22 protein-coding genes are annotated in these 20,430 nt (G+C 32.2%); 5 read left to right on the top strand and 17 right to left on the bottom strand.

Annotation, left to right across the window (positions count from 1 at the left end; genetic code table 11):
• Positions 1-248: 248 nt before the first annotated feature.
• From Q1B37_RS06280 to Q1B37_RS06290, 3 genes are read left to right on the top strand one after another with little or no spacing between them, the layout of a single operon-like run.
• A complete protein-coding gene (locus Q1B37_RS06280; RefSeq protein ID WP_299896795.1) occupies positions 249-1,148 on the top strand; it encodes a DMT family transporter in 900 nt (299 codons plus the stop codon).
• A 31-nt stretch (positions 1,149-1,179) separates the two neighbouring features.
• Positions 1,180-2,307, top strand: a complete 1,128-nt coding sequence (locus Q1B37_RS06285; RefSeq protein WP_299896798.1) for a hypothetical protein — start codon at positions 1,180-1,182, stop codon at positions 2,305-2,307.
• On the top strand, positions 2,288-3,118 hold the full coding sequence (locus Q1B37_RS06290) for a hypothetical protein (protein WP_299896800.1): 831 nt from the start codon (positions 2,288-2,290) through the stop codon (positions 3,116-3,118). The genes Q1B37_RS06285 and Q1B37_RS06290 overlap by 20 nt, the downstream gene beginning before the upstream one ends.
• 6 nt (positions 3,119-3,124) lie before the next feature.
• Here Q1B37_RS06290 and Q1B37_RS06295 read toward each other — a convergent pair whose 3' ends face one another.
• Both Q1B37_RS06295 and Q1B37_RS06300 read right to left on the bottom strand, forming a co-directional pair.
• Positions 3,125-3,706, bottom strand: a complete 582-nt coding sequence (locus Q1B37_RS06295) for a DUF4251 domain-containing protein (RefSeq protein ID WP_299896803.1) — start codon at positions 3,704-3,706, stop codon at positions 3,125-3,127.
• Positions 3,707-3,785: 79 nt separating this feature from the next.
• Positions 3,786-4,472 carry a DUF6090 family protein gene (locus Q1B37_RS06300; protein WP_299601363.1) on the bottom strand — a complete coding sequence of 229 codons (687 nt, stop codon included), beginning with the start codon at positions 4,470-4,472 and terminating at the stop codon, positions 3,786-3,788.
• Positions 4,473-4,607: 135 nt separating this feature from the next.
• Between Q1B37_RS06300 and Q1B37_RS06305 the strand changes: the two genes are divergently transcribed.
• Positions 4,608-5,837: a multidrug effflux MFS transporter gene (locus Q1B37_RS06305; RefSeq protein WP_299896806.1), complete on the top strand. Its 1,230-nt coding sequence runs from the start codon at positions 4,608-4,610 to the stop codon at positions 5,835-5,837.
• Here the strand turns inward: Q1B37_RS06305 and Q1B37_RS06310 are convergent.
• On the bottom strand, positions 5,834-6,016 hold the full coding sequence (locus tag Q1B37_RS06310) for a hypothetical protein (protein ID WP_299896807.1): 183 nt from the start codon (positions 6,014-6,016) through the stop codon (positions 5,834-5,836). The two genes, Q1B37_RS06305 and Q1B37_RS06310, sit on opposite strands and share 4 nt — an antisense overlap.
• A gap of 199 nt (positions 6,017-6,215) precedes the next feature.
• Here Q1B37_RS06310 and Q1B37_RS06315 point away from each other — a divergent pair, with 199 nt between their 5' ends.
• Positions 6,216-6,821, top strand: coding sequence for a YceI family protein (locus Q1B37_RS06315; protein ID WP_299896809.1), 606 nt, complete (start codon positions 6,216-6,218; stop codon positions 6,819-6,821).
• A 399-nt stretch (positions 6,822-7,220) separates the two neighbouring features.
• On the opposite strand, the gene Q1B37_RS06320 is transcribed toward Q1B37_RS06315, so the two are convergent.
• The 14 genes from Q1B37_RS06320 to Q1B37_RS06385 all read right to left on the bottom strand — a co-directional run bounded on the left by Q1B37_RS06320 (position 7,221) and on the right by Q1B37_RS06385 (position 20,397).
• Complete coding sequence (locus tag Q1B37_RS06320; RefSeq protein WP_299896812.1) at positions 7,221-10,064, bottom strand: pitrilysin family protein; 2,844 nt, start codon at positions 10,062-10,064, stop codon at positions 7,221-7,223.
• Between the two features lie 68 nt (positions 10,065-10,132).
• The gene (locus Q1B37_RS06325; RefSeq protein ID WP_299896815.1) at positions 10,133-10,675 is read right to left on the bottom strand and encodes a 4'-phosphopantetheinyl transferase superfamily protein; all 543 of its coding nucleotides are present in this window, start codon (positions 10,673-10,675) and stop codon (positions 10,133-10,135) included.
• Complete coding sequence (locus Q1B37_RS06330) at positions 10,672-10,926, bottom strand: phosphopantetheine-binding protein (RefSeq protein ID WP_299601352.1); 255 nt, start codon at positions 10,924-10,926, stop codon at positions 10,672-10,674. The genes Q1B37_RS06325 and Q1B37_RS06330 overlap by 4 nt, the downstream gene beginning before the upstream one ends.
• An 11-nt stretch (positions 10,927-10,937) precedes the next feature.
• Complete coding sequence (locus Q1B37_RS06335; RefSeq protein ID WP_299896817.1) at positions 10,938-12,212, bottom strand: beta-ketoacyl synthase; 1,275 nt, start codon at positions 12,210-12,212, stop codon at positions 10,938-10,940.
• A complete protein-coding gene (locus Q1B37_RS06340) occupies positions 12,209-12,652 on the bottom strand; it encodes a 3-hydroxyacyl-ACP dehydratase FabZ family protein (RefSeq protein WP_299896820.1) in 444 nt (147 codons plus the stop codon). The genes Q1B37_RS06335 and Q1B37_RS06340 overlap by 4 nt, the downstream gene beginning before the upstream one ends.
• An 11-nt stretch (positions 12,653-12,663) precedes the next feature.
• Entirely contained in the window at positions 12,664-13,146 is a 483-nt protein-coding gene (locus tag Q1B37_RS06345) for a hypothetical protein (RefSeq protein WP_299896822.1), read from the bottom strand.
• A gap of 51 nt (positions 13,147-13,197) precedes the next feature.
• On the bottom strand, positions 13,198-14,250 hold the full coding sequence (locus Q1B37_RS06350) for a type III polyketide synthase (RefSeq protein WP_299896825.1): 1,053 nt from the start codon (positions 14,248-14,250) through the stop codon (positions 13,198-13,200).
• A 12-nt stretch (positions 14,251-14,262) separates the two neighbouring features.
• On the bottom strand, positions 14,263-14,976 hold the full coding sequence (locus tag Q1B37_RS06355; RefSeq protein WP_299896828.1) for a methyltransferase domain-containing protein: 714 nt from the start codon (positions 14,974-14,976) through the stop codon (positions 14,263-14,265).
• Positions 14,967-16,097 (bottom strand): NAD(P)/FAD-dependent oxidoreductase, encoded by a 1,131-nt coding sequence (locus Q1B37_RS06360; protein WP_299896831.1) that lies wholly within the window; start codon positions 16,095-16,097, stop codon positions 14,967-14,969. Before Q1B37_RS06360 ends, Q1B37_RS06355 begins: the two co-directional genes overlap by 10 nt.
• Before the next feature lie 79 nt (positions 16,098-16,176).
• On the bottom strand, positions 16,177-16,785 hold the full coding sequence (locus Q1B37_RS06365; protein ID WP_299601336.1) for an OmpA family protein: 609 nt from the start codon (positions 16,783-16,785) through the stop codon (positions 16,177-16,179).
• A 116-nt stretch (positions 16,786-16,901) separates the two neighbouring features.
• On the bottom strand, positions 16,902-17,384 hold the full coding sequence (locus tag Q1B37_RS06370) for a lipocalin family protein (RefSeq protein ID WP_299896834.1): 483 nt from the start codon (positions 17,382-17,384) through the stop codon (positions 16,902-16,904).
• Between the two features lie 182 nt (positions 17,385-17,566).
• On the bottom strand, positions 17,567-18,262 hold the full coding sequence (locus tag Q1B37_RS06375) for an OmpA family protein (RefSeq protein ID WP_299601332.1): 696 nt from the start codon (positions 18,260-18,262) through the stop codon (positions 17,567-17,569).
• Positions 18,263-18,278: 16 nt separating this feature from the next.
• Entirely contained in the window at positions 18,279-18,758 is a 480-nt protein-coding gene (locus Q1B37_RS06380; protein ID WP_299601330.1) for a lipocalin family protein, read from the bottom strand.
• Positions 18,759-19,074: 316 nt separating this feature from the next.
• Positions 19,075-20,397 carry an MFS transporter gene (locus Q1B37_RS06385; RefSeq protein ID WP_299896837.1) on the bottom strand — a complete coding sequence of 441 codons (1,323 nt, stop codon included), beginning with the start codon at positions 20,395-20,397 and terminating at the stop codon, positions 19,075-19,077.
• Between the last annotated feature and the right edge of the window lie 33 nt (positions 20,398-20,430).

A 20,430-nucleotide genomic window follows, 5' to 3' on the forward strand; every position in this document is an offset into this window, starting at 1 on the left:
ATTGGTTTGATGCTGCAAATATACCTACTCAAATAAGTATTTATCAATTTTTTATATAAAATATTACAATATTCTCAATTTTGTTATACTAAAAATAACAGTATGATAATTCTTACTTAGATTTTAACCATTTTCCTACAGTAGTCTTGACTGTAGCAGTTTTACATTTTAGTAATCAAATAATATGATGATGAAATTCAGTGTAGACTATTCTTGGTAGAATTTCCCAATGATTTTATATTCGCGCCATGTGGATGTATTTAGGGCTTTTGGCCGCACTTTTTTTAGGATTACATAATTTATGTAAAAAACATGCTGTACAAGGAAATGAAGTATTTCCAGTACTATTAGGAACTATAGGATCTGGTTTTCTGGTATTACTTCCTTTTTTTATAGGATCTGTATACTATCCCGAATACACTAAAGAAATTGGGTTTTATATTGATCAAATCCCTGCAAGCACCCATGGTTTTATTTTTATAAAGTCCATGATTATGGCTGCATCTTGGGTACTGGCCTATCAGGCATTAAAACATCTACCGATTACCATCGTAACACCGATACGTTCTGCAGGTCCATTTTTTACATTTATAGGAGCCATCTTAATTTATCAAGAAAAACCTAACTTTTTGCAATGGATTGGCTTCTTTCTTATCATCTTTTCGGTAATTCTATATTCAAAAATCGGTAAAAAAGAAGGTATCAACTTCAAAAAAAATAAATGGATTTTTGCCATCATTGGCGCTACCTTTTTAGGTGCTTCTAGCGGATTATATGATAAGTTTTTAATACAACAGCTTGCACTAACTCCACAGACCTTGCAATTCTGGTTTTGTTTTTATACTGTGTTGATTTTATTAGTGATCTTATCATTTACCTGGTTTGGTAATGCCGAAAAAAGGAAACAATTTACCTGGAGATGGACTATTGTAGCAGTTGGAGTGTTACTACAGGCAGCAGATTATTTTTATTTCAAAGCTTTACAAGATCCAGAAGCACTTATCATGCTATTATCTGCTATTAAACGAAGTCAAATACTGATCGCCGTTGTCATCGGAGGACTCGTTTTTAAGGAAAAAAATAAACGTAAAAAACTGGTTCCATTATTTGGTATCATGCTAGGGGTGTTTTTAATTTTGTATTCTTAAAACATACAGCTTTTATAATCCAACTCACTTTATGAAGAACAAAGTATTATTACTCTTAATGATTTCAGTTTTTTGTTACGCTTGTAACACATCTACTGAATCTTATGAGCGTTTTTTTATACCCAAGGGAGCTTCTAATCAAGGGATCATTAATAAATATTATATTAACAACTACCCAAAGGATAATCAAACAGTAAAAACCACCTTAGATTATTCTGTCGTTAAGAAGATAAATGATAGTGTTTATGAGCAAATAAACTATAATCCAGCTTTTACGAATTCATCCATCCGTGAATTTAGTATACTAAATGATAAACTTAAGGAGCTGAGTCATGAACGATATTATTCGAGAGATACCTTAGTAGCAGCGTATGAGAATACTTCTGAAAACTATTTTTTAACTTTTGGAAAAGAAACTGCTACTTATAACGCCAAATTAAAAACCAAAAGCGTGAATTATGTTACTGTTCATCAAACCACTAAATTTATAAAAGATACTACCATAGCTTCTAAAGCTGCTAAAATTGTAGAACAAAACATAGCCAATACCTTTGTTTTTGGTACTAAACCAAAGGATACAATGCATTTTCATTATCGAAATATTTATGTTCAGGATTTAGGCCTCTACTCTTCTACCCTAACTACAGAAAAAAATCGATTAGAACGTGTATTGGTAGAACAAATATCACCAGACGTATTCGAAGAACTATCAGATCATGATATCAAACGAGTAGGATATATTGATTTTGATGACACTATAGATAAAAACTTAGATTTTAATTTATGCTCCGACCATAAGTCAATTTTCGATTATTATAATGGCAGGAATGATCGAGCTGGATTTATCGGTGGTAAAGGAAACTTAAAAAAGCTCGTTACTAAACAATTAGACACGACGAAACTTAAAAATGAATCAGGATATTTAACCTACCGATTTGTTATTAATTGTAAAGGAGAAGCAGGAAAGTATGTCACCAATGAAGCAGATTTTGATTACAATGAAAAAGAGTTTGATGTGGAGACCAAAACTCATTTATACAAGATTCTTTCTTCAGTAGAAAAGTGGAAACCTTGTATTATCCGAAATCAGCCTGTAGACTCATATTTCTACATAACTTTTATACTAAAAAATGGAAAGATTGAAGATATTTTACCTTAGTTGTTGTTTTGGGGTATTGTTATTTGGCTCATGCACAAACGACCACACTTTATATAAGAGAGAATTTGATAAAACAACTTCTCAAAAATACGCCAGACAATTCATTGAAGGATTGCATGGTCAATATTATCAAGGTTCTCCAGAGGAACATTTTTTAATTCAGGAAGCGATCGCTTTAGATCCTAATTTTTCGGATCCGCATCGAGAAATGGGTGCTCCTAGAGTAAAAAGAGGTATTAATACGGAAACCATGAAGAAATACGCAAAAGCGGTGGAATTAGATCCTAAGAGCTGGCAAGGATATAGAGGATATTTGTATTTGTATTTTTATCGGGATTATGATAATGCGATAAAGGATTTTGATGAGTTAGATGCACTTACTCCCAATTTTGTAGATTATCCTCAATCAGAGAACATTGACTTTATGCGTGGTGTTGCTTATATGATGAAAAAAGAACACACTAAGGCACAAGAATATTTTAAGAAGTTTTTTGATCATGAAGCTAAAGACATTAATTATATAGAAAGCAGAGCTTTTATGTATTATGGAATTACCTATTTTCAAACCGGTGATTTCCAGAAGGCATTAGAAAAATTTGACTTGGGTATACAAATGAATAAAAATGCAGATTTATTCTATTGGAAGGCTAAAACTTTAGTGAAATTAAAACATTCTAAAACAACAATTCGGGAGTTATTAGCAACTTCTAAAGAATTATTAGCGCAAGGATCTAACAGCCGAAGACCTTACGTAGAAGAGTTTTATCAAACTTATATTGAAGATATTGAAGAATTAGAAGCTAGCTTGTAATCTGCCTTAATTTACGACCAAACTTTTTTCTTTATCATTTTCTGATACCACACCTCTATATCGGATTGAAGTACGGTGGCTACTATTAATATTGATACTTGTAGTCCAATTGGGAAACATCGTCATCGTAACTCGATAGGATTCTCTGTTATTTTTTACCGTAAATTTGATAAGATGTCTTTGTTTTTTCTCGTCTTTAATCACTTCATATTTATCAGGAATGCCTTCGAATACGATTCCACCTTCATTACGTGTATATTGTCCTGGTAATTGACGCTCGCCATAAAATGGTAAATTCATGGATATACTATCACCGTATATCTTTACAAAATTAGGGTTCCCAATAAGACTTATTCCATTTACAGTACTTCCAGGAGGTATTAAACCACTATTAGCAATCGTATTTAGACTCGTAGTTGCCAGAGGATACATCCACTCTGATTCTATAGTAAATGATTTTTCAGCTATTAACGCTTCTAATGCTTCACTTTGAGCAGTAGGAGCTACAATACTTTTCGCGCTATTACAACTGAGAAGGACTCCTCCTGTGATCAATAAGAATCCTGCTATTTTTGCCAACCTATTCATTTGACTATCTTTTACTTACTTCAAATTTCCTAATGTAAATTACAAAATTTGAACCAAAAATAATGTCATTTAACAGATCTTAACCATCTATTCGGTTTTCAATTTTGCCTAAAATATCTCTAGAACTCGTTAAATGTTGATCCAATAATGGTCTCAGATTTCCATATACCAACATATAATGTATCGCTAATCGCGCATGATATGTATCACTAATAAAATACTCATACATTTTTGGATTTTCCAACCTACCAAACAACAAATCTCCAATCCAAGGGTGATTATACTTTAGAAAATCCATATTATCAGTTACATCTTCCCCTATTCTTTTGTGAGTTTCTTTTAATAAAACATCAAAAGTATTATGATGTGCCAAAATCTGTATAACCAAGCTATCCGTCTCCGTACTACTACTCTCAAATTTTTCTAATAATCGAATACCTTTTTGTTGCAATTCGAAAGGGTTATAACTCAATACCAATCCCATAGCTCTAGGAGTATCTTTATACATATCGATCGTTACCGTATCACTTAGAAATTGATCGAACATCGCTTTTCTCGTATCCAATAACTGCAAAGCATTATGTACTTTAAGCGTATCGAGTTTTAAATCTTCCTGATAGGTTACAAAAACATTTTTTAAATGATTTTTTGTTTTTCTAACCTCATTAGCATTGTTAATACTTACTGCAATTAAAATACCAATAACTACCAAAATAATCTCACCTATTGCGTACAGCAAGTATTTCCGTATTCCTTTGCCCTTCATAAGATTTTTCCGTTGTGCATTGAACAATTTCATCATTCTAAATATACAATAAATAAAAAATCAAGATACTTATACTTTTCATGGCACAATAAATATTAGTTAAATCAAGGAGAAGTCTATTGATGAGCTTATGAAATGAGCTATTTTTGCCGAATGCAATTTAAAAACCTCCAACAGTTAGAATTTATTGTACTCATGGCATCATTGATGTCTATTGTAGCTTTGGCCATAGATGCTTTGCTTCCTGCTTTGGATATTATTGGAATTGATATTGGCACCACAGAATTAGCAGATAACCAATTGCTTATCACAATGATATTTCTTGGACTGGGTATTGGTCCTTTGATTTTCGGTCCAATTTCGGATGCTATTGGAAGAAAACCTGTGGTTTTTATGGGGTTCCTGCTATTTATCATTGCTAGTTTTATCTGTATAAGTGCTACTAGTTTAACTATGATGGTAATAGGTAGAATATTGCAAGGTGTTGGACTTTCTGCACCTAGAACTATCGCAATAGCAATGATTAGAGATACATATAGCGGAGATTACATGGCTCGTATTATGTCTTTTATTACCGTAGTCTTTATTCTTGTTCCAATTGTAGCACCAGCTATAGGAAAAGGGATTCTTGATCATTATAATTGGAAAGCTATCTTTTACATACAGCTTGTTTTTAGTGTATTAGTTTCTTTTTGGTTTTGGAAAAGACAAAAGGAAACACTGATGGTTTCTAAACGAATAAAATTTACTCCTTATATATTTATAGATGGAACTAGAGAATTGGTGAAATACAAAAACACTATGGGATATACTTTTATATCGGGACTTATTGTAGGGTCTTTTTTAGTATATCTAAGTAGTTCCCAACAGATCTTTGAACAGCAATATAATCTAAAAAATGAATTCCCTTATATCTTCGCATTATTAGCGATCTCTATTGGTACCGCCACTTTTTTGAATGGTACTTTAGTACTTAAATACGGAATGGAGCGATTAGTTTCTATTTCTTTATTTGCATTTTTTGGGATATCGCTACTCTATATTCTTTTATATCATGGAAATACAAATCCAAACGTAGTGATCTTATTGATCTTTTTTGGATTACAATTTTTCTCAATAGGATTTTTGTTTGGAAATCTTAGAGCATTAGCTATGGAACCTGTGGGTCACATTGCCGGAATTGGTGCTGCGATTACGGGGTTTATAAGCACAATAATGGCAGTACCTATAAGTACTTTTATAGGTAGATATGTTGAGGACACAGCATTACCGCTGTTTTTGGGATTTTTGATTTGCGCTAGCATTTCGATAGGTATTCTTATATACCTTAAAACTTCTTCTAAAGACAAAGTAGTCACTTCTTAATCTTGTTGATTTTTATCGTGTAACTGCTTATTTTCAGGAACAGAAAGCTCTCCATTACCTGCTATTGCAAATTGATCTCTTTTTGATCCGTATCCAAAATTTGATGATCTACGATACTTGTTCTGAAAATCCGCAAATTTTCTCTTTGACCAGGATCTTTTTTTCTTTTGATTCTCCATATGCATGATAATTTTGGTATGGTTACCTGATTGACACTTAATTTCTTATCTAAAGTTATAGGATTTTGAAGAATAATTAAAAAACCTTAACATCAAATTATAATTATTCCCCAAATTATTAAACAATATTAATCGTTGCATTGTTAAAGCAGTTGGAATGATTATTGTTTATTTATATCTTGAAAACTAAAATATTACTATGAAAACCTTTTTCTGTTCTATCTTTTTTTTAAGCCTCTCTATTTCATTGATTTATGGTCAATTCACACCACCTCCTGGTGATATTACCAATCGTTCTGATGGATATACTGGACATGAAGATGCCTTAATTAATGATGTTATCAAACTTGAATTTGATAAAAAGAATACAAAAATTACTTTTGATTTTGTTTCAGAAGAGACAAGTGGATCTATTGGAGGATTAGATTTTAAAATTTCATTTAATCCAGAAGATACAGATAACGCTTATTTTAAAGGTACTGCACTGGTAAACACTCTAGAAACTGGTAATTTCTTAAGAGATGGGCATTTGATGTGGGAAAAGTTCTTTTACAAAAAGAAATACCCAAAAATTGCTTTTGAAAGCAAAGAAGTAGTACACTTTGGTAATAATAATTATAAGGTAATAGGTGAGCTTACCATTAAAGGTATTACCAAAGAAGTAATCATCAACTTTGATCTAGATATTACTAAAAACCTTTTAGGTAAAACTACAATTTACACCAGTGATTTTGGAGTGAATATCCATGACGAAAGGGAAAAGAATAAACTAAACATAGTATTCGATTTCCCTATTTTAAATTAATATAAAACTAGATAGCATCTGAAAGTGATGCTATTTTTTCTAGATATGTATTGTGTGAGCTTTCGCTAATCTTTCTGAAGATTTTAGAAATTCGTTATTAACGATATTCATTTCTGTTAAACGTGTGATTTTTATTTTTTCTTCACGTTTTGTATTCCTTTTTTGCAATAATGAGTTCATCATGTTACTTAATTTTTACTTTAATTTTCCCTGACACGAAGTTAAGAACAAATCACCAAAAAAATAAGGGTATAAATACGGTTTTTAACGGGGGTTTTATACCCTTTGTAGATTTTGTTATATTAAATCTGCATGGATCTCATCACTTCCATGGAAAAAGGCTCAATCATAAGACGAGCCCTTTTAAATATTTCTTCAATAAAAAGGCAATGGACTGCCTTATAATTTGTTTCCGTAAATATCTAATTCTATAACATTTTTACCTAGTTTTTTAATCTCATCAAATTGAGTTGCCTTATCTCCTACAACTAAATAAATCATTTCACTTTCTGAAATATACTTTGATATAATTGATTTAAAGTCTTCGGTAGACATATCAACTAATTCTTTTTGATTATTCTCTATAAAAGATGGATCTTTATCATATTTACTCATTTCTCTTAAAATACCCAGTTTATCATTTAATCCTTCGAAAGCTCTAGTGTTACTTTTCAAAATTTTTGTTTTTGTAATTTCTGAGGCATTATCATCAAAGTTTTCCCCATAATTAACTATCATTTCTTGGATTATTTTCAAAGATGGAAGCGTAGCGTTAGACCTAACACTAGTTGAAACAATAAATGGACTAATATCTTTTGATGACCTAATAAATGAATATGCTCCATATGTATATCCTTTCTCAATCCGTAAAGTTTGAAACAATTTCCCACTTGAACCTCCTCCTAAAATTTCATTTGCATATTCTAAGTTATTGAACTCTTCGCTTAAACCAGATAAAACCAAATTACCAATCAAAATAACAGATTGTTTTGAATTAGGAATATCAATGAAATATAATTGATCTTCTTTTTTATTTGGTGAAACTTGAAAACTCGGAATTTCTACTTCTTCAGTATTCCATTTAGAATCCAAAGATGATAAAGCTATTCCAACATCTTTTTTATTAACATCTCCTACTACATGAAAAATAGCATTTTTCGATGACAATTTATTGTAGTGTTGTTTTACATCATCTAAGGATATATTTTCAACAGTCTCTAAAGTGCCAGAGTTAGGTATTCCAAAAATATGTTTATCTCCATATATTAGCTTATCAAAATTAAAATAAGCTATCGATCTTGGATTAGCTTCTTGGCCTTTTAAATTAGTTTTTAAGGCTTGTTTTAAACGGTCAAATTCCTTTTCATCCCAACGAGGTTCTAAAATTATTTCTTCAACAAGAGATAATGTCTCTTTAAAATTTTTGGCTAAACATGATCCTGTAATTATGATTTCTTCATCATTACTATACATATAGATTGATGCTCCCAAAAGACCAATAGCTTCTTCCAGTTGAGCTGGTGTTCTAGTTGCAGTACCTTCCATCATCAAACTCGCCATCAAACTAGAAATCCCTGCTTTATCTAATGGATCTAATAAATGTCCTCCTGCGATAGTAAGATCAAAATTAACCAGAGGGAGTTCGTTATTTTCTATTCCGAATACTTCAATTCCATTATCCATTTCACTGGTCCAAACTATTGGAGATTTGAATAATGGTAATTCTCCAAAATCAGGTTCACTACGATCATAGGTAGATGGGGTTTTTTCATAAACAGCCTCCTCACCTTGTCCAACTTCTTCATTCGCTACATCATTTTTTACCTCTTCAATCCAAACAGTTGCCTTTTCTGAATCAGAAACAGACAACTCTAATTGATCCTTTGGAATAAAACTGGTCATTACATAATTTTTATTTTTTATGTAAGTATTATATACTCTCATTACATCTTCTCTAGTTACAGCATTTGTTAACTTTACTGTTTTACTTATATATCCAGGATCACCATTAAACTCATTGTCTTGAACTAATTGAAATGCCTTATTTAAAACAGTACTTACTCCTTGATACAATCCAGTTTCAACTTCAGCCTTAATTCTTTTTAATTCATTGTCTTCAAAACCATTTTTCTCAAACCTAGCTAAACTTTCATCTATAGCTTTTTTTACACTATCCAAATCCTTGCCAGCATTCGCTCGGACTCTAAAAGTGAATTCACCAGCTAATTCATAAGATCGTTGGTATCCTGAGGCATTAGGAGCTAATTTCTTCTCTTCAACTAGAACTTTATAAAAAGGAGATTTTTTACTTCCCGTAAGTAATTGTCCAAGAATATTTAATGCGTAAACGTCTTTATGATAATCTTGTACAGTTGGAAATACCATTCTTAGTTCAGGTAATTTAGCGAAATTATCTTCAAAATATAATGATTTACTCCTCGGCAAAGTAACTGGCATTGGTTCTAAAGGTGTAACATCAGGCCCTCTTTTTATTTCTCCAAACCATTTTTTAACTAATTTTTTAGTATCCTCAATGTCTATATCTCCTGCGATCACTAAAGAACCGTTATTCGCTCCATAATATTTGTGATAAAACTCTTTTACATCTTCTAAAGTCGCAGATTGTAAATCAGGTAAAGAACCTATAACAGTCCAACTATATGGATGTCCCTTTGGATATAAATTTTTTCTTATAACTTCGTCTGTGTAACCATAAGGAGCATTATCTACACGTTCGCGTTTTTCATTTTTAACTACTTGTTTTTCTCTTTCCAATGCCGCTTCTGTTACAGTATTTATCATATATCCGTACCGATCAGAATCAATCCATAAGATTTTTTCGAATGCATCTTTCGGAACTACTTCGTAATAAACAGTTCCATCTGTCCAAGTTCCACCATTTCTTTGTCCTCCCCATTCAGGAATCAATTTCCTGTTCGCACCAACCGGAGTATTTTCGGAATCGTTAAAAGACATATGTTCAAAAAAGTGTGCAAAACCAGTTTTTCCTAATTTTTCTCTATTAGAACCTACATGCATCATTGTTGCTACAGCTATAATAGGATCACTATGATCTTCATGGAGAATAACTTCGAGACCATTATCCAAGGTGAATTTTTCGTAATCAATCGTAAAATCTGAAGTGTCCGATTGTGTAGAGGCTATTTCGCTATTAGACTTTGAGCAAGATAATAACGCTAGACTTATAAATATAAAAACAAAGGTTCTTTTATAGAATAACATAAAGTGAGTATATATTTTGATTAATGAATTATTTTTTCCAAAAATATAAAAACAAAGATCATTTTATTTCATAAATCCACGGCATATGAAGAAAACAAACCGTGACTAGAAAAAGAAACTTTTATATCAGTTTGCAAATTATTAATGTACACAAGAGGAATTCTAAAATCATTTTTTTTGATTGTAATTTTTTCGGAATTCAACCCCTTGGTTTTTGAAATATAATCTAAAAGGTGTTTTTTGTACGTTAGCGATTCGTTGGTAAATACTTTTGCATTTATAACTTTTGGGTGTATAAAGGCAACGGAATGAATATATTCTGATGTTATCGTTGTTTTGGTTTTATATTGCATCCCCTTAACAATCACTGAAGTTTCAGAACATTTAAAATCCCAGGGATTATAGGTAGGAGCCTTTAAAAATTGTCTTTGATACGCTTTATATGTAGCTTCTTTCATACTCCATAATTCCCATACCGCTAAATCGGGATCAAGAGCATCCCAAATCCTATCTTGTTCTGATATTGTAAAAATCTTTTGCAACCAACCTTTTCTTCTCCAATTACTTTGGGTCGTGGCTAAGGCAAGATCAACAATATCGTTTCCTATCATTTAGCTGCTAATTTATCCTGAATCACCTCTATAGAGGCTTTAACGGTTAACATTTTATCCATACCATCATTATCAATTTCGATATTAAACTCATCTTCCACGTCCAAAATAACATCTACAAGATTAGCGGAATTAATCTCTAAATCTTCAATAAAATTAGTTTCTTCAGAAAGATTTGCTAACCCATCTTCATTCTGAACATAAGGTTCGATAATGGTTTTTAACTTAGATAATAATTCTTCTTTTGTCATGAATGGTTTTCTTATGAATATTTTTTAAAGATAATACAAGCATTTACATCACCAAATCCAAAACTGGCTTTTGCTGCAATATTTATAGGTTTTGATACCGTTTTAGTAGGGATTCGTGTAGGATCTACTAAAACCTCGATTTCTGGATGTAAATCTTCGCAATTTATATTTCCGAAAACAAAGTCTTCATATACCTGAAGTACAGTAGCCACACTTTCAATACTCCCTGAAGCAGCAAGACAATGTCCTACCAAACTTTTTAAAGAATTGATAAACGGAAAGTCCTTCCCTCTTCTGTTTAATGCTTCGCACCAATTCATAATTTCGGTAGCATCTTTGGTGGTAGCTGTGAGATGACCATTAATCAAATCAATATCATCTGCATGAATATTAGCATTGATGATTGCTTGTTGAATACAATGCCGTACTGCCTTGCTGTTTGGCGCGGTCATACTGCCTCCATTTCGCTGTCCTCCACTATTGATATGTCCTCCAAGAATTTCTGCGTAAATGGTAGCACCTCTATTTTGTGCACTTTCCAAACTCTCTACTACTAACGCTCCTGCTCCACTTCCTGGTACAAAGCCACTTGCAGAGGCACTCATGGGTCTAGATGCTTCTGTAGGATTCTCATTGTATTTATGAGGCAGAATTCTCATCGCATCAAATCCTCCCCAAACATAAGGACCACTATCACTGGTGCTTCCTGCTAATATAATTTCTGCTTTTCCAGATATAATTCGTTCATACGCCATTAAAATGGCTTCCGTTCCCGTACTACAAGCAGAAGAATTAGTCGTAGTAATATTTCCACAACCGATCATACCACCTAAAAAAGCACTAATACCACTGGCCATAGTTTGTATGACTGTCGTACTTCCTAAACGCCGAACTTTACCCTCATCAACTTTATAAATCGCATCTCTAAATTTATCAACACCTAAAATACCGGTTCCAAAAATGACACCTGCATCCCAAATTGGATCATCTTCTTTGTCATTTAGAGATAAACCAGCATTTTTCCAAGCATCTATACCCGCTATTACTCCATATTCCAATCCTGAAGCATTCAATCCTCTTAATTGTATAGAGTTAAAGTAATTGTTTAAGCAATCTTTTTTATATAATGGTTTTCCAGCTATTTGACAGGAAAAATTTAGTTCTTTTAAGTTGTCAATATGTCGTATTCCAGAAACACCATTTTTTATAGACCTATTAAATTCTGAAACGTTCGTTCCATTTGGTGAAACCACTCCTAAACCTGTAATTACAACTCTTTTATTCATAAAGAAACTGGTTTCATCATTCCAGAGATACTTCCTTTTGCCACAAGTTTGCGCTCAGCATTAAACATTTGTACCGTACATTTTAATTTGTTAAACCTAAAATAATCCTTTTTAGAAACCACAAATACCTTTTCACCAGGAAATACTGGTTTATAAAAGTCAATAGTATTACTACTCATAGCAACTCCCATTGCGTCTTCAGAAATAGTTTCTTTAAATAGATAAATTCCCAAACAAACAACTCCTATCTGAGCCATAATTTCGGTAAGGATTACTCCTGGTGTTACAGGATGCTCCTTAAAGTGTCCTTTATAGAAATATTCATCTTTTTTTAATGTATAGTACCCTTCTATTCCATCTTCGTGTACTTTACTAAGCTCATCCACAAATAAAAATGGAGATTGATACGGTAGCTTTTCTATAATTTGTTCTGAAGTCAAATGATATTATTTTAAAATGCACAGTTATTAGGCAATGGTTCTTCTGATGCTAATTGATTTGCAAAAGACGCATCTAATGTATCCTGAGTAAAGCCATTAGCTATGCTACCCTTATAAACTATAGTACCATATCCGTTATTATTCATATGAGCTCGAACATATACTATTTGATCCGGTGTTATTGCTACAGGTCCTCCGGATCTAGTAAATGGTTGTTCATTTACGTGACTATGGGCCAAAATCCTTCTATATACTAATGTTCCATCTTCTGAAATAACTTCCCACCAATCTGCATATTGGTTACATCCCAGATCTGGACTTCTAATTTCTACGCTAAATGTATAACTACCCGCCTCTCCTGTTACAGTTACATTAGTTACATCTGCATTTTGAGGTTCTGGAGTTGGATCATCTATATTTGAGCGAACATCATCACCAGAACAGGCTGATGCTGTAAAGGTGATGAATAAAATATATAAACAGACATTTTTCATTTTAAATTTCTTTATGATTTAAACTATATACAATCATTATCTTATTACCTATTACCATTCCAACAATACTCTTTGCGCAGAAAAACCAGGACCAAAACTTAGCATAAGACCTGTTTCTCCAGAGGTAGGCTTTCTATCCATAAATCGTTCTAAAACATACAATACTGTAGCGCTACTCATATTTCCGTATTGTTTTAATACTTCTTTGGTATCATCAATGTTTTTACCCAAGTCTCCGAAAAGGGTTTCTACCGTTTGGACGATCTTTTTCCCTCCTGGATGAAAAATTAAATAATCAACCTCTTCAATTGACTTATTATTCTTTTTGAGAAAAGGATGTATAATATCTGGAAAGTGAGTTGCTATCTTCTCCGGAACTTCCTTATCCAATACCATTTGTAAACCATGATTAGTCAATTTAAAACCCATCATAGAGGTCGCGTCATAAAAGTGATACATTTCATCTGCGATAATAGTAGGGCCTTCGACATCTTCTTCTGAAGAAAGTAACACACATGCAGCACCATCACCAAAAATAGCAGAACTTACAATGTTTACCATACTATAATCAGTATGTTGAAAGGTTGCTGTTGGAGATTCTACAGCGATTACTGCAGCTCTTTTATTAGGATTAGCTTTTAAAAAGTTTCTCGCATAGATAATACCAGAAACTCCAGCTGCACATCCCATTTCTGTAACAGGCAGCCTAACAATATCTTGCCTAAGATTTAATGTATTTATTAAATATGCATCTAAAGAAGGTATCATAATACCTGTACAACTCACTGTGATAATGTAATCTAAGGAAGTAGGATCCCAACTTGCCTTATCTAACGCTTTTTTAAGAGCAGACTCCCCTAGTTTCTTTATTTCTCGGATATAGATATCATTCTTTTCTTCGAATGAGCTAGCAGTAAAGACTTCTTCAATACTCATAATTCCATATCGTTTATCAACAGCAGCATTTTCGAAAATCTTAAGCACTTTGCGCTTAAATCTTTCTTCCTGTCCTGTTAACCATTGAGATACATATGGTAAAATCTCTTTCGTTTCTCTAACATACGCTGGTAATTGCTTAGCGACTGATGTTATTTTTACGTTCAATATTCCCTTTTTTTACTGATTAATAATCCATCGATATCTAAAAGCCCATTTCCAATCTAATCGATGCTGTTTTAAACCAAGATCCTTGGCAAAACGTAGTAATTCCCTTCTTTTAAAACCTCTTTTTATTGATACCAAACCATCATTTTTTGCTATATACCCTTTTATAAAGAAAAAACTAAATAGCTTGAATAAATAATAAGATAACCGAGTTCTATGGATATCATTAATAATAACTGTTTCAGAGGCTAACTCCAGTCCTTTACTAATTACTTTCTTAATATCCTTATCTGTAAAATGATGCAATGTCAGTGTGCAAATAATAATATCGCAAGAAAATTCTCCTTTATTCAAGGTTAATATATCTTCTTTGTAATATTTAATATCTGTATTAGAACCACTTAAATTTCTTGCTTGTACTAGACATTTATCATGATTATCCACACCAATTAATCTGGCATTTATATCATTCTTTTTTAAGATGTTAGCCAACTTCCTTAACATTTCTCCATCACCACAACCAAGATCCATTATAACATACTCCTTTGATGGTATATTCTTCTTTTTAATAATCTCTAATACTGCATCTATAGTGATAGCATTACCACCTAACATTTTATTTACTTTAGCGATATCCTCCAAAGCTACAGAAAGATCTTTTTCATTAACTTCTGGATTATCCATAAGCTCTGGTTCATTACTTCTATATGTAAGATCTATGAGCATACTAATGGTTTTCCGTGTGTTTGTTTGATAATTTCTGGTACTATAGCAGGAATGGTTTTAGCTACTTTTTGAGCTATTTGCTGAAATCCGTTATGCAATAATACCTTTTGTAGTACTCTTCCAGCATACAATCTTTTAGAAAATGCTTTATTCCATTCTTTGGCATACATTAGTTCCATCTCTTGTCTGCTATACTGTATAGAGGCATGATTTGCTACAAATAAATCACATAAAACCTTGGCACTTTGGATCGCCATAGCCATTCCGTTACCACATAATGGATGAATCAACCCAGCAGCATCTCCAATCATAAAGACGCCTTTTTCTACAGGCTTTTTGGGATCAAAATTAATTTGACTTATTGTTATATGTTTTCTAAAGAGCATTTCAGAATTTTCAAAAAAGTCTTTCAAATAGGGATTCTCATAAAGAATATTTTTTTCAAAACTCACTATGTCTTTATGCTTTTTAAAACTTTCATAATTCACTAAATAACAAGCATTCACCGCCTTATTCTCCACTACCGACAAACCACAATAACCACCTTCAAAATTATGTAACGCTACAGTATCTGAATCAAATTTTGAAACATAATGTGCTTTTACTGCCAACCATGGAGATTTTCTTTGACTGAAATCACGATGTAAATTTTTATCTAATATTGATCGTTTTCCATAAGCTCCTATTACATAATCCGTATAAAATATTCCATTATTAGAAGTATGAACAAGAAATGTGTGTCTTTGAAAATCTACATTTATTACCTGATCATTTATAAGTTGAACTCCTAATTTTTTAGCAGTTATCCATAAATGATGATCCAAACGATATCTACTTACTCCAAAACCTCCTAAAGGCAATTTACTTTTAATCAATTTCCCGTTTTTGGTAGATATCTGTAACTGTGAAATGCCAACTATCTCTAGATCTTTCAATTTAATACCTAAAAAATCCAAATACGGAACGACTTCATTAGAAATGTATTCTCCACATACTTTGTGCTTAGGATAGGTTTCTTTCTCAATTAAAGTAACGGGTATTTGCATCTTAGCTAAGTGAATAGCGCTCGTTAATCCAGCCAAACCGCCTCCTATAATTACTATGTGTGAATTATGAATCATTGATTGAAGATACACAAATTTTGAGCATAAAAAAATCCCGAACTATCAGTCGGGATTTATTATTCTAGATTACAATATGTTACTCTTTTATTTGAGCAACAGCTTGTCTACGTAGCTCTTCATTAGGTGAAATTGTTACTTCTACTCTTCTGTTTTTTGATTTACCTTCTACTGTAGTGTTATCATATTTGGGTTGAGATTCACCATAGTATCTTACTGTAAATCGTTGTTCATCAATCCCTTGTTCTACTAAGTATTCTTTTACGGAATGTGCTCGATGTTTTGATAACACAAAATTAGATTCTTCTTTACCTACATTATCTGTATGTCCTTCTATTAAGATATTAGAATATGGATATTCTTTTAAGATGCTAGCTAATTTATGGATTGTTTCCTTGGATGATGTATTCAAATCATGCTTATTTGTTTCGAAGTAAACACCACTTTCTTCGTCAAACACGATATTAATATCCTCTTCTACTCGTTGTACCACTACACTAGGCATTTCTTCTTCAATTTTTTTAGCTTGTTGATCCATTTGATTTCCAATAATACCTCCTACGGTAGCTCCGACCATACCTCCTATTACAGCTCCTAGCTCAGTATCATCGACTTGGTTACCGATTACTCCTCCAATCACTGCTCCACCAGCAGCACCAATTAATCCTCCTATTTCAGAGTTTTTCATAGTTTTACAACTTCCAAAAACTAAAATAAATAAAAATAGAAAGCTGATTTTTTTTGTGTGTTTGATCATCTGTAATTTCATTATGTGAGTTTTATATTTGTTGGTAATAATTAATTCTATTGCTTCTGAAAATTGAGCTTTACAGTAAATTTCTGACCATCTACAATCATATCATACGCCCAAACCATATTAGTTCCGTCAAGCTCGTATAATTGCATTCGATACCCTTTATTGTTTATAGTACTTTTCATTTTACTATCTACAGGTTTTAGTAAAATACTATGCGTATATCCTTGTAATTCATTTGGAATGGACCAGATAAAATTGAAAACTCCTTTTTTAAGACAAGTCGATCCTGATAAGGAATAGCTACCTGTATGATTATTAGCTATAAACTCCCAGTTAGTATCTTCGAGACAGGATAAAGGAATGTTATCAAGAATACTTATTTCATAAGTTCCCTTGCTATCTGTTTCATAATTGATAGTTTTTAAGATCCATACACCATTCATCGAAATCTTAGCAGTTCTTATAAATTTAGTTGTAGAACCACAGCTTGATAGTAGTATTGCAAATAGTATAAAACGAAGTGTTTTCAAAGTAAAGGTTTAAAGAATTTATGTGAATAAAGTACCCTACAAATATCCTCTTATAATACTCTTTAAACTACATCATATATAGTGAAAATTACATCACGGAATACAGTGTAAGAAAAGGTTTATAAAGAAAAAATCCCTAACAAATACTTGTTAGGGATTCTCTATATCTAGTGTAAAAAGTACTAGTCTACTTTCTGTTTAGCGTCTTCAATCATTTTGTCATTGGCCATTACTCCAAATTCTACTCTTCTATTCTTCGCTCTTCCTTCGGCCGTTGAGTTATCATATTTAGGTAAGGTTTCTCCATGATAATAGGTTGTTAACCTTGTTTTACTAATTCCCTGAGAAATTAGGTAGTTTGTTACCGCATAGGCACGCTTTTTAGATAATTCTAAATTATAAGCATCATCACCAGAACTATCTGTATGCCCATCTACAATAATGTTTGTATCCGGATATTCTTTAAAAATACCTATTAATTTATTTAGGTTCTCCTTAGATTTTGTATTGATATCTGATTTATTAGTATCAAAATAAACTCCACTAGTTTCATCAAATATAATATCAATGCCTTCTCCTACTCTAGTAACTTCTGCTCCTGGAATTTCTTCTTCTATTTTCTGAGCTTGTTTATCCATCTGCTTTCCGATTACTCCACCGGCAACACCTCCAACAACACCACCAATAATAGCTCCTAGAACGGAATTCTCCTTATTACCAACATTATTGCCTATTACTCCACCGAGTACTGCTCCAGTAGTTGTTCCGATAACGGCACCTTTTTGGGTGTTATTTGCATTTTGCACGGCATCACAACTACTTAAAATAATAAGCGTGGTTAATGCAATTGCAGTTAATTTTAAATTTGCTTTTATCATTGCTTTATGATTTGAGTTATTGTATTTTATTAAAGTCCATTGTAATAACAAATGGTTTTCCTTCTAGACTTACTGTCTGTGTCCAAGTCATGGTAGTGGCATCCAAATGCTTAAGCGTCATTCGATAGCCTTTGTTATTGTTTGTGCTTTTTTTCTTTTCATCAATTGGTTTGAATAAAAAACTATATTCACCATTTTCTGAAGGTTCTGGAATTGTAAACCTGAAATTTCTCGCCCCTGTAGATGTACATTGATTTTCATTTACAGTATACATCCCAGTATTATTATTTGGGATAAACTTCCAAATTCCACCTGTTAAACATTCTGCAGAAGCATCATTGTATAGCGTAACCTCAAAAACTCCAGAACGATCATATGATATCTTATCAAGTGACCATTCTCCTTTTAATGTTTTTTTGGCAGCAATTATCGTTTTCTGGCTTGCAGAACATGAAGCCAGAAGTACAACCGTGAGAATTAAAATTATTTTCTTCATCAATTTTATATTTACTTAAAGTTTGGTTTATTGGTTACATTAATCCAAATATCATAACACCTCAGATATTTTGATCATTTTAAAACATGAAAATTTGATATTATTCGATAAAAATCCCGAATCCTAGATGAACTAATATTAGTATTGCTATTTGGTTAAATAACGATATAAATAGGTTAATATTTTTTCTTAAGACATTTTTAAAAACAACTTAAAATATTTGTTAAGAGTCTGTAATAAGAATACTGCAAATGTAACTTAGCTTATAAATTGATACGTCCTCAAATGAAAGAATGTTTAGTTCGTATGCTAACTATTATTTCTCATTTCGAGGGACTCTGAATAAAAGAAACACTCCAATAACAAAGAATATAATAAAAAATAGAATTGAATATCGTACACTCCCGGTTACTTGTGCCACAAGTCCATAAGAAAACATTCCTATAACAATTCCAATTTTTTCGGAAACATCATAAAAACTAAAATAAGAAGCAGTATCTACTGCATTTTCTGGTAATAATTTAGAATATGTAGATCTTGATAACGCTTGTATTCCACCCATTATTAATCCTACTATTGCAGCAGCTACATAGAATTGACCAGGCGTAGTGATCGTATACGCGTATACACATATGATGATCCATATAATATTTATAACAATTAATGTTTTTATATTCCCGTATTTACCAGAAGCTTTAGACGTAAGAAAAGCCCCTGCAATTGCTACCAACTGAATTAGAAGGATGCTAATAATAAGTCCTGTTGTTGCATCTTGCTCTCCCCAATCCAATTCTTCTATTCCGAAATAGGTTGCTATTAACATTATTGTCTGAACAGCCATGCTATAAACAAAAAATGCAAATAAATAGCGTTTAAGTTCGATGTTATCTTTTAGTGCTCGCCAAATAGATTTTAGTTCTTTAAAACCATTAAATAATATATCTTTTGACAACTTATCCTTTTTGTTCCCTTTTGGGAGATAGTAGTACGTATACTGACTAAACCCTATCCACCATACTCCAACCATTAAAAAGGATAACCTTGTAGGCAATCCTTCATTTTCAAAACCAAACCAATCATATTTTAATATCATGATCAGATTAATTATTAGGAGAATAACACTTCCTATATACCCTAAGGAATATCCTTTAGCACTTATAGCATCCTGTTGTTCTGGGAACGCTATATCTGGCAAATATGAATTATAAAAGACAATACTTCCCCAAAAACCTATTAATGCTAATAGATAGCATAGTAAACCAAAAAATAAATTCTCTAAGGAAAACCAATATAATCCAATGCAAGAAAGTGCCCCTAAATAACAAAAGAACTTTAAAAAATTCTTTTTATTCCCTACATAGTCAGCAATACCAGAAAGAAAAGGACTTATAAATGATACAATTAGAAATGCTAAAGCTGTTACATAACTAATAAGTGAATCATTATTAAAGTTTACACCCAAAAAAGTAACAGTATCACTAATGATATTATCATCATTATCACGTACGATTGTAAGTGCTCCCCAAAAAATTGGAAATACTGCAGATGAAATTGTTAAGTTGTATACAGAATTTGCCCAATCATAAAAAGCCCAGGCATTTAGTAATTTTTTATGTCCTTTTGGTAAACTATTTCCCATGTGCGAAAATTAAAAAAGCTGCTCTGGTTTGTC

Origin of the sequence: uncultured Aquimarina sp. (assembly GCF_947492965.1) — a bacterium.
Taxonomy (GTDB): Bacteria; Bacteroidota; Bacteroidia; order Flavobacteriales; family Flavobacteriaceae; genus Aquimarina.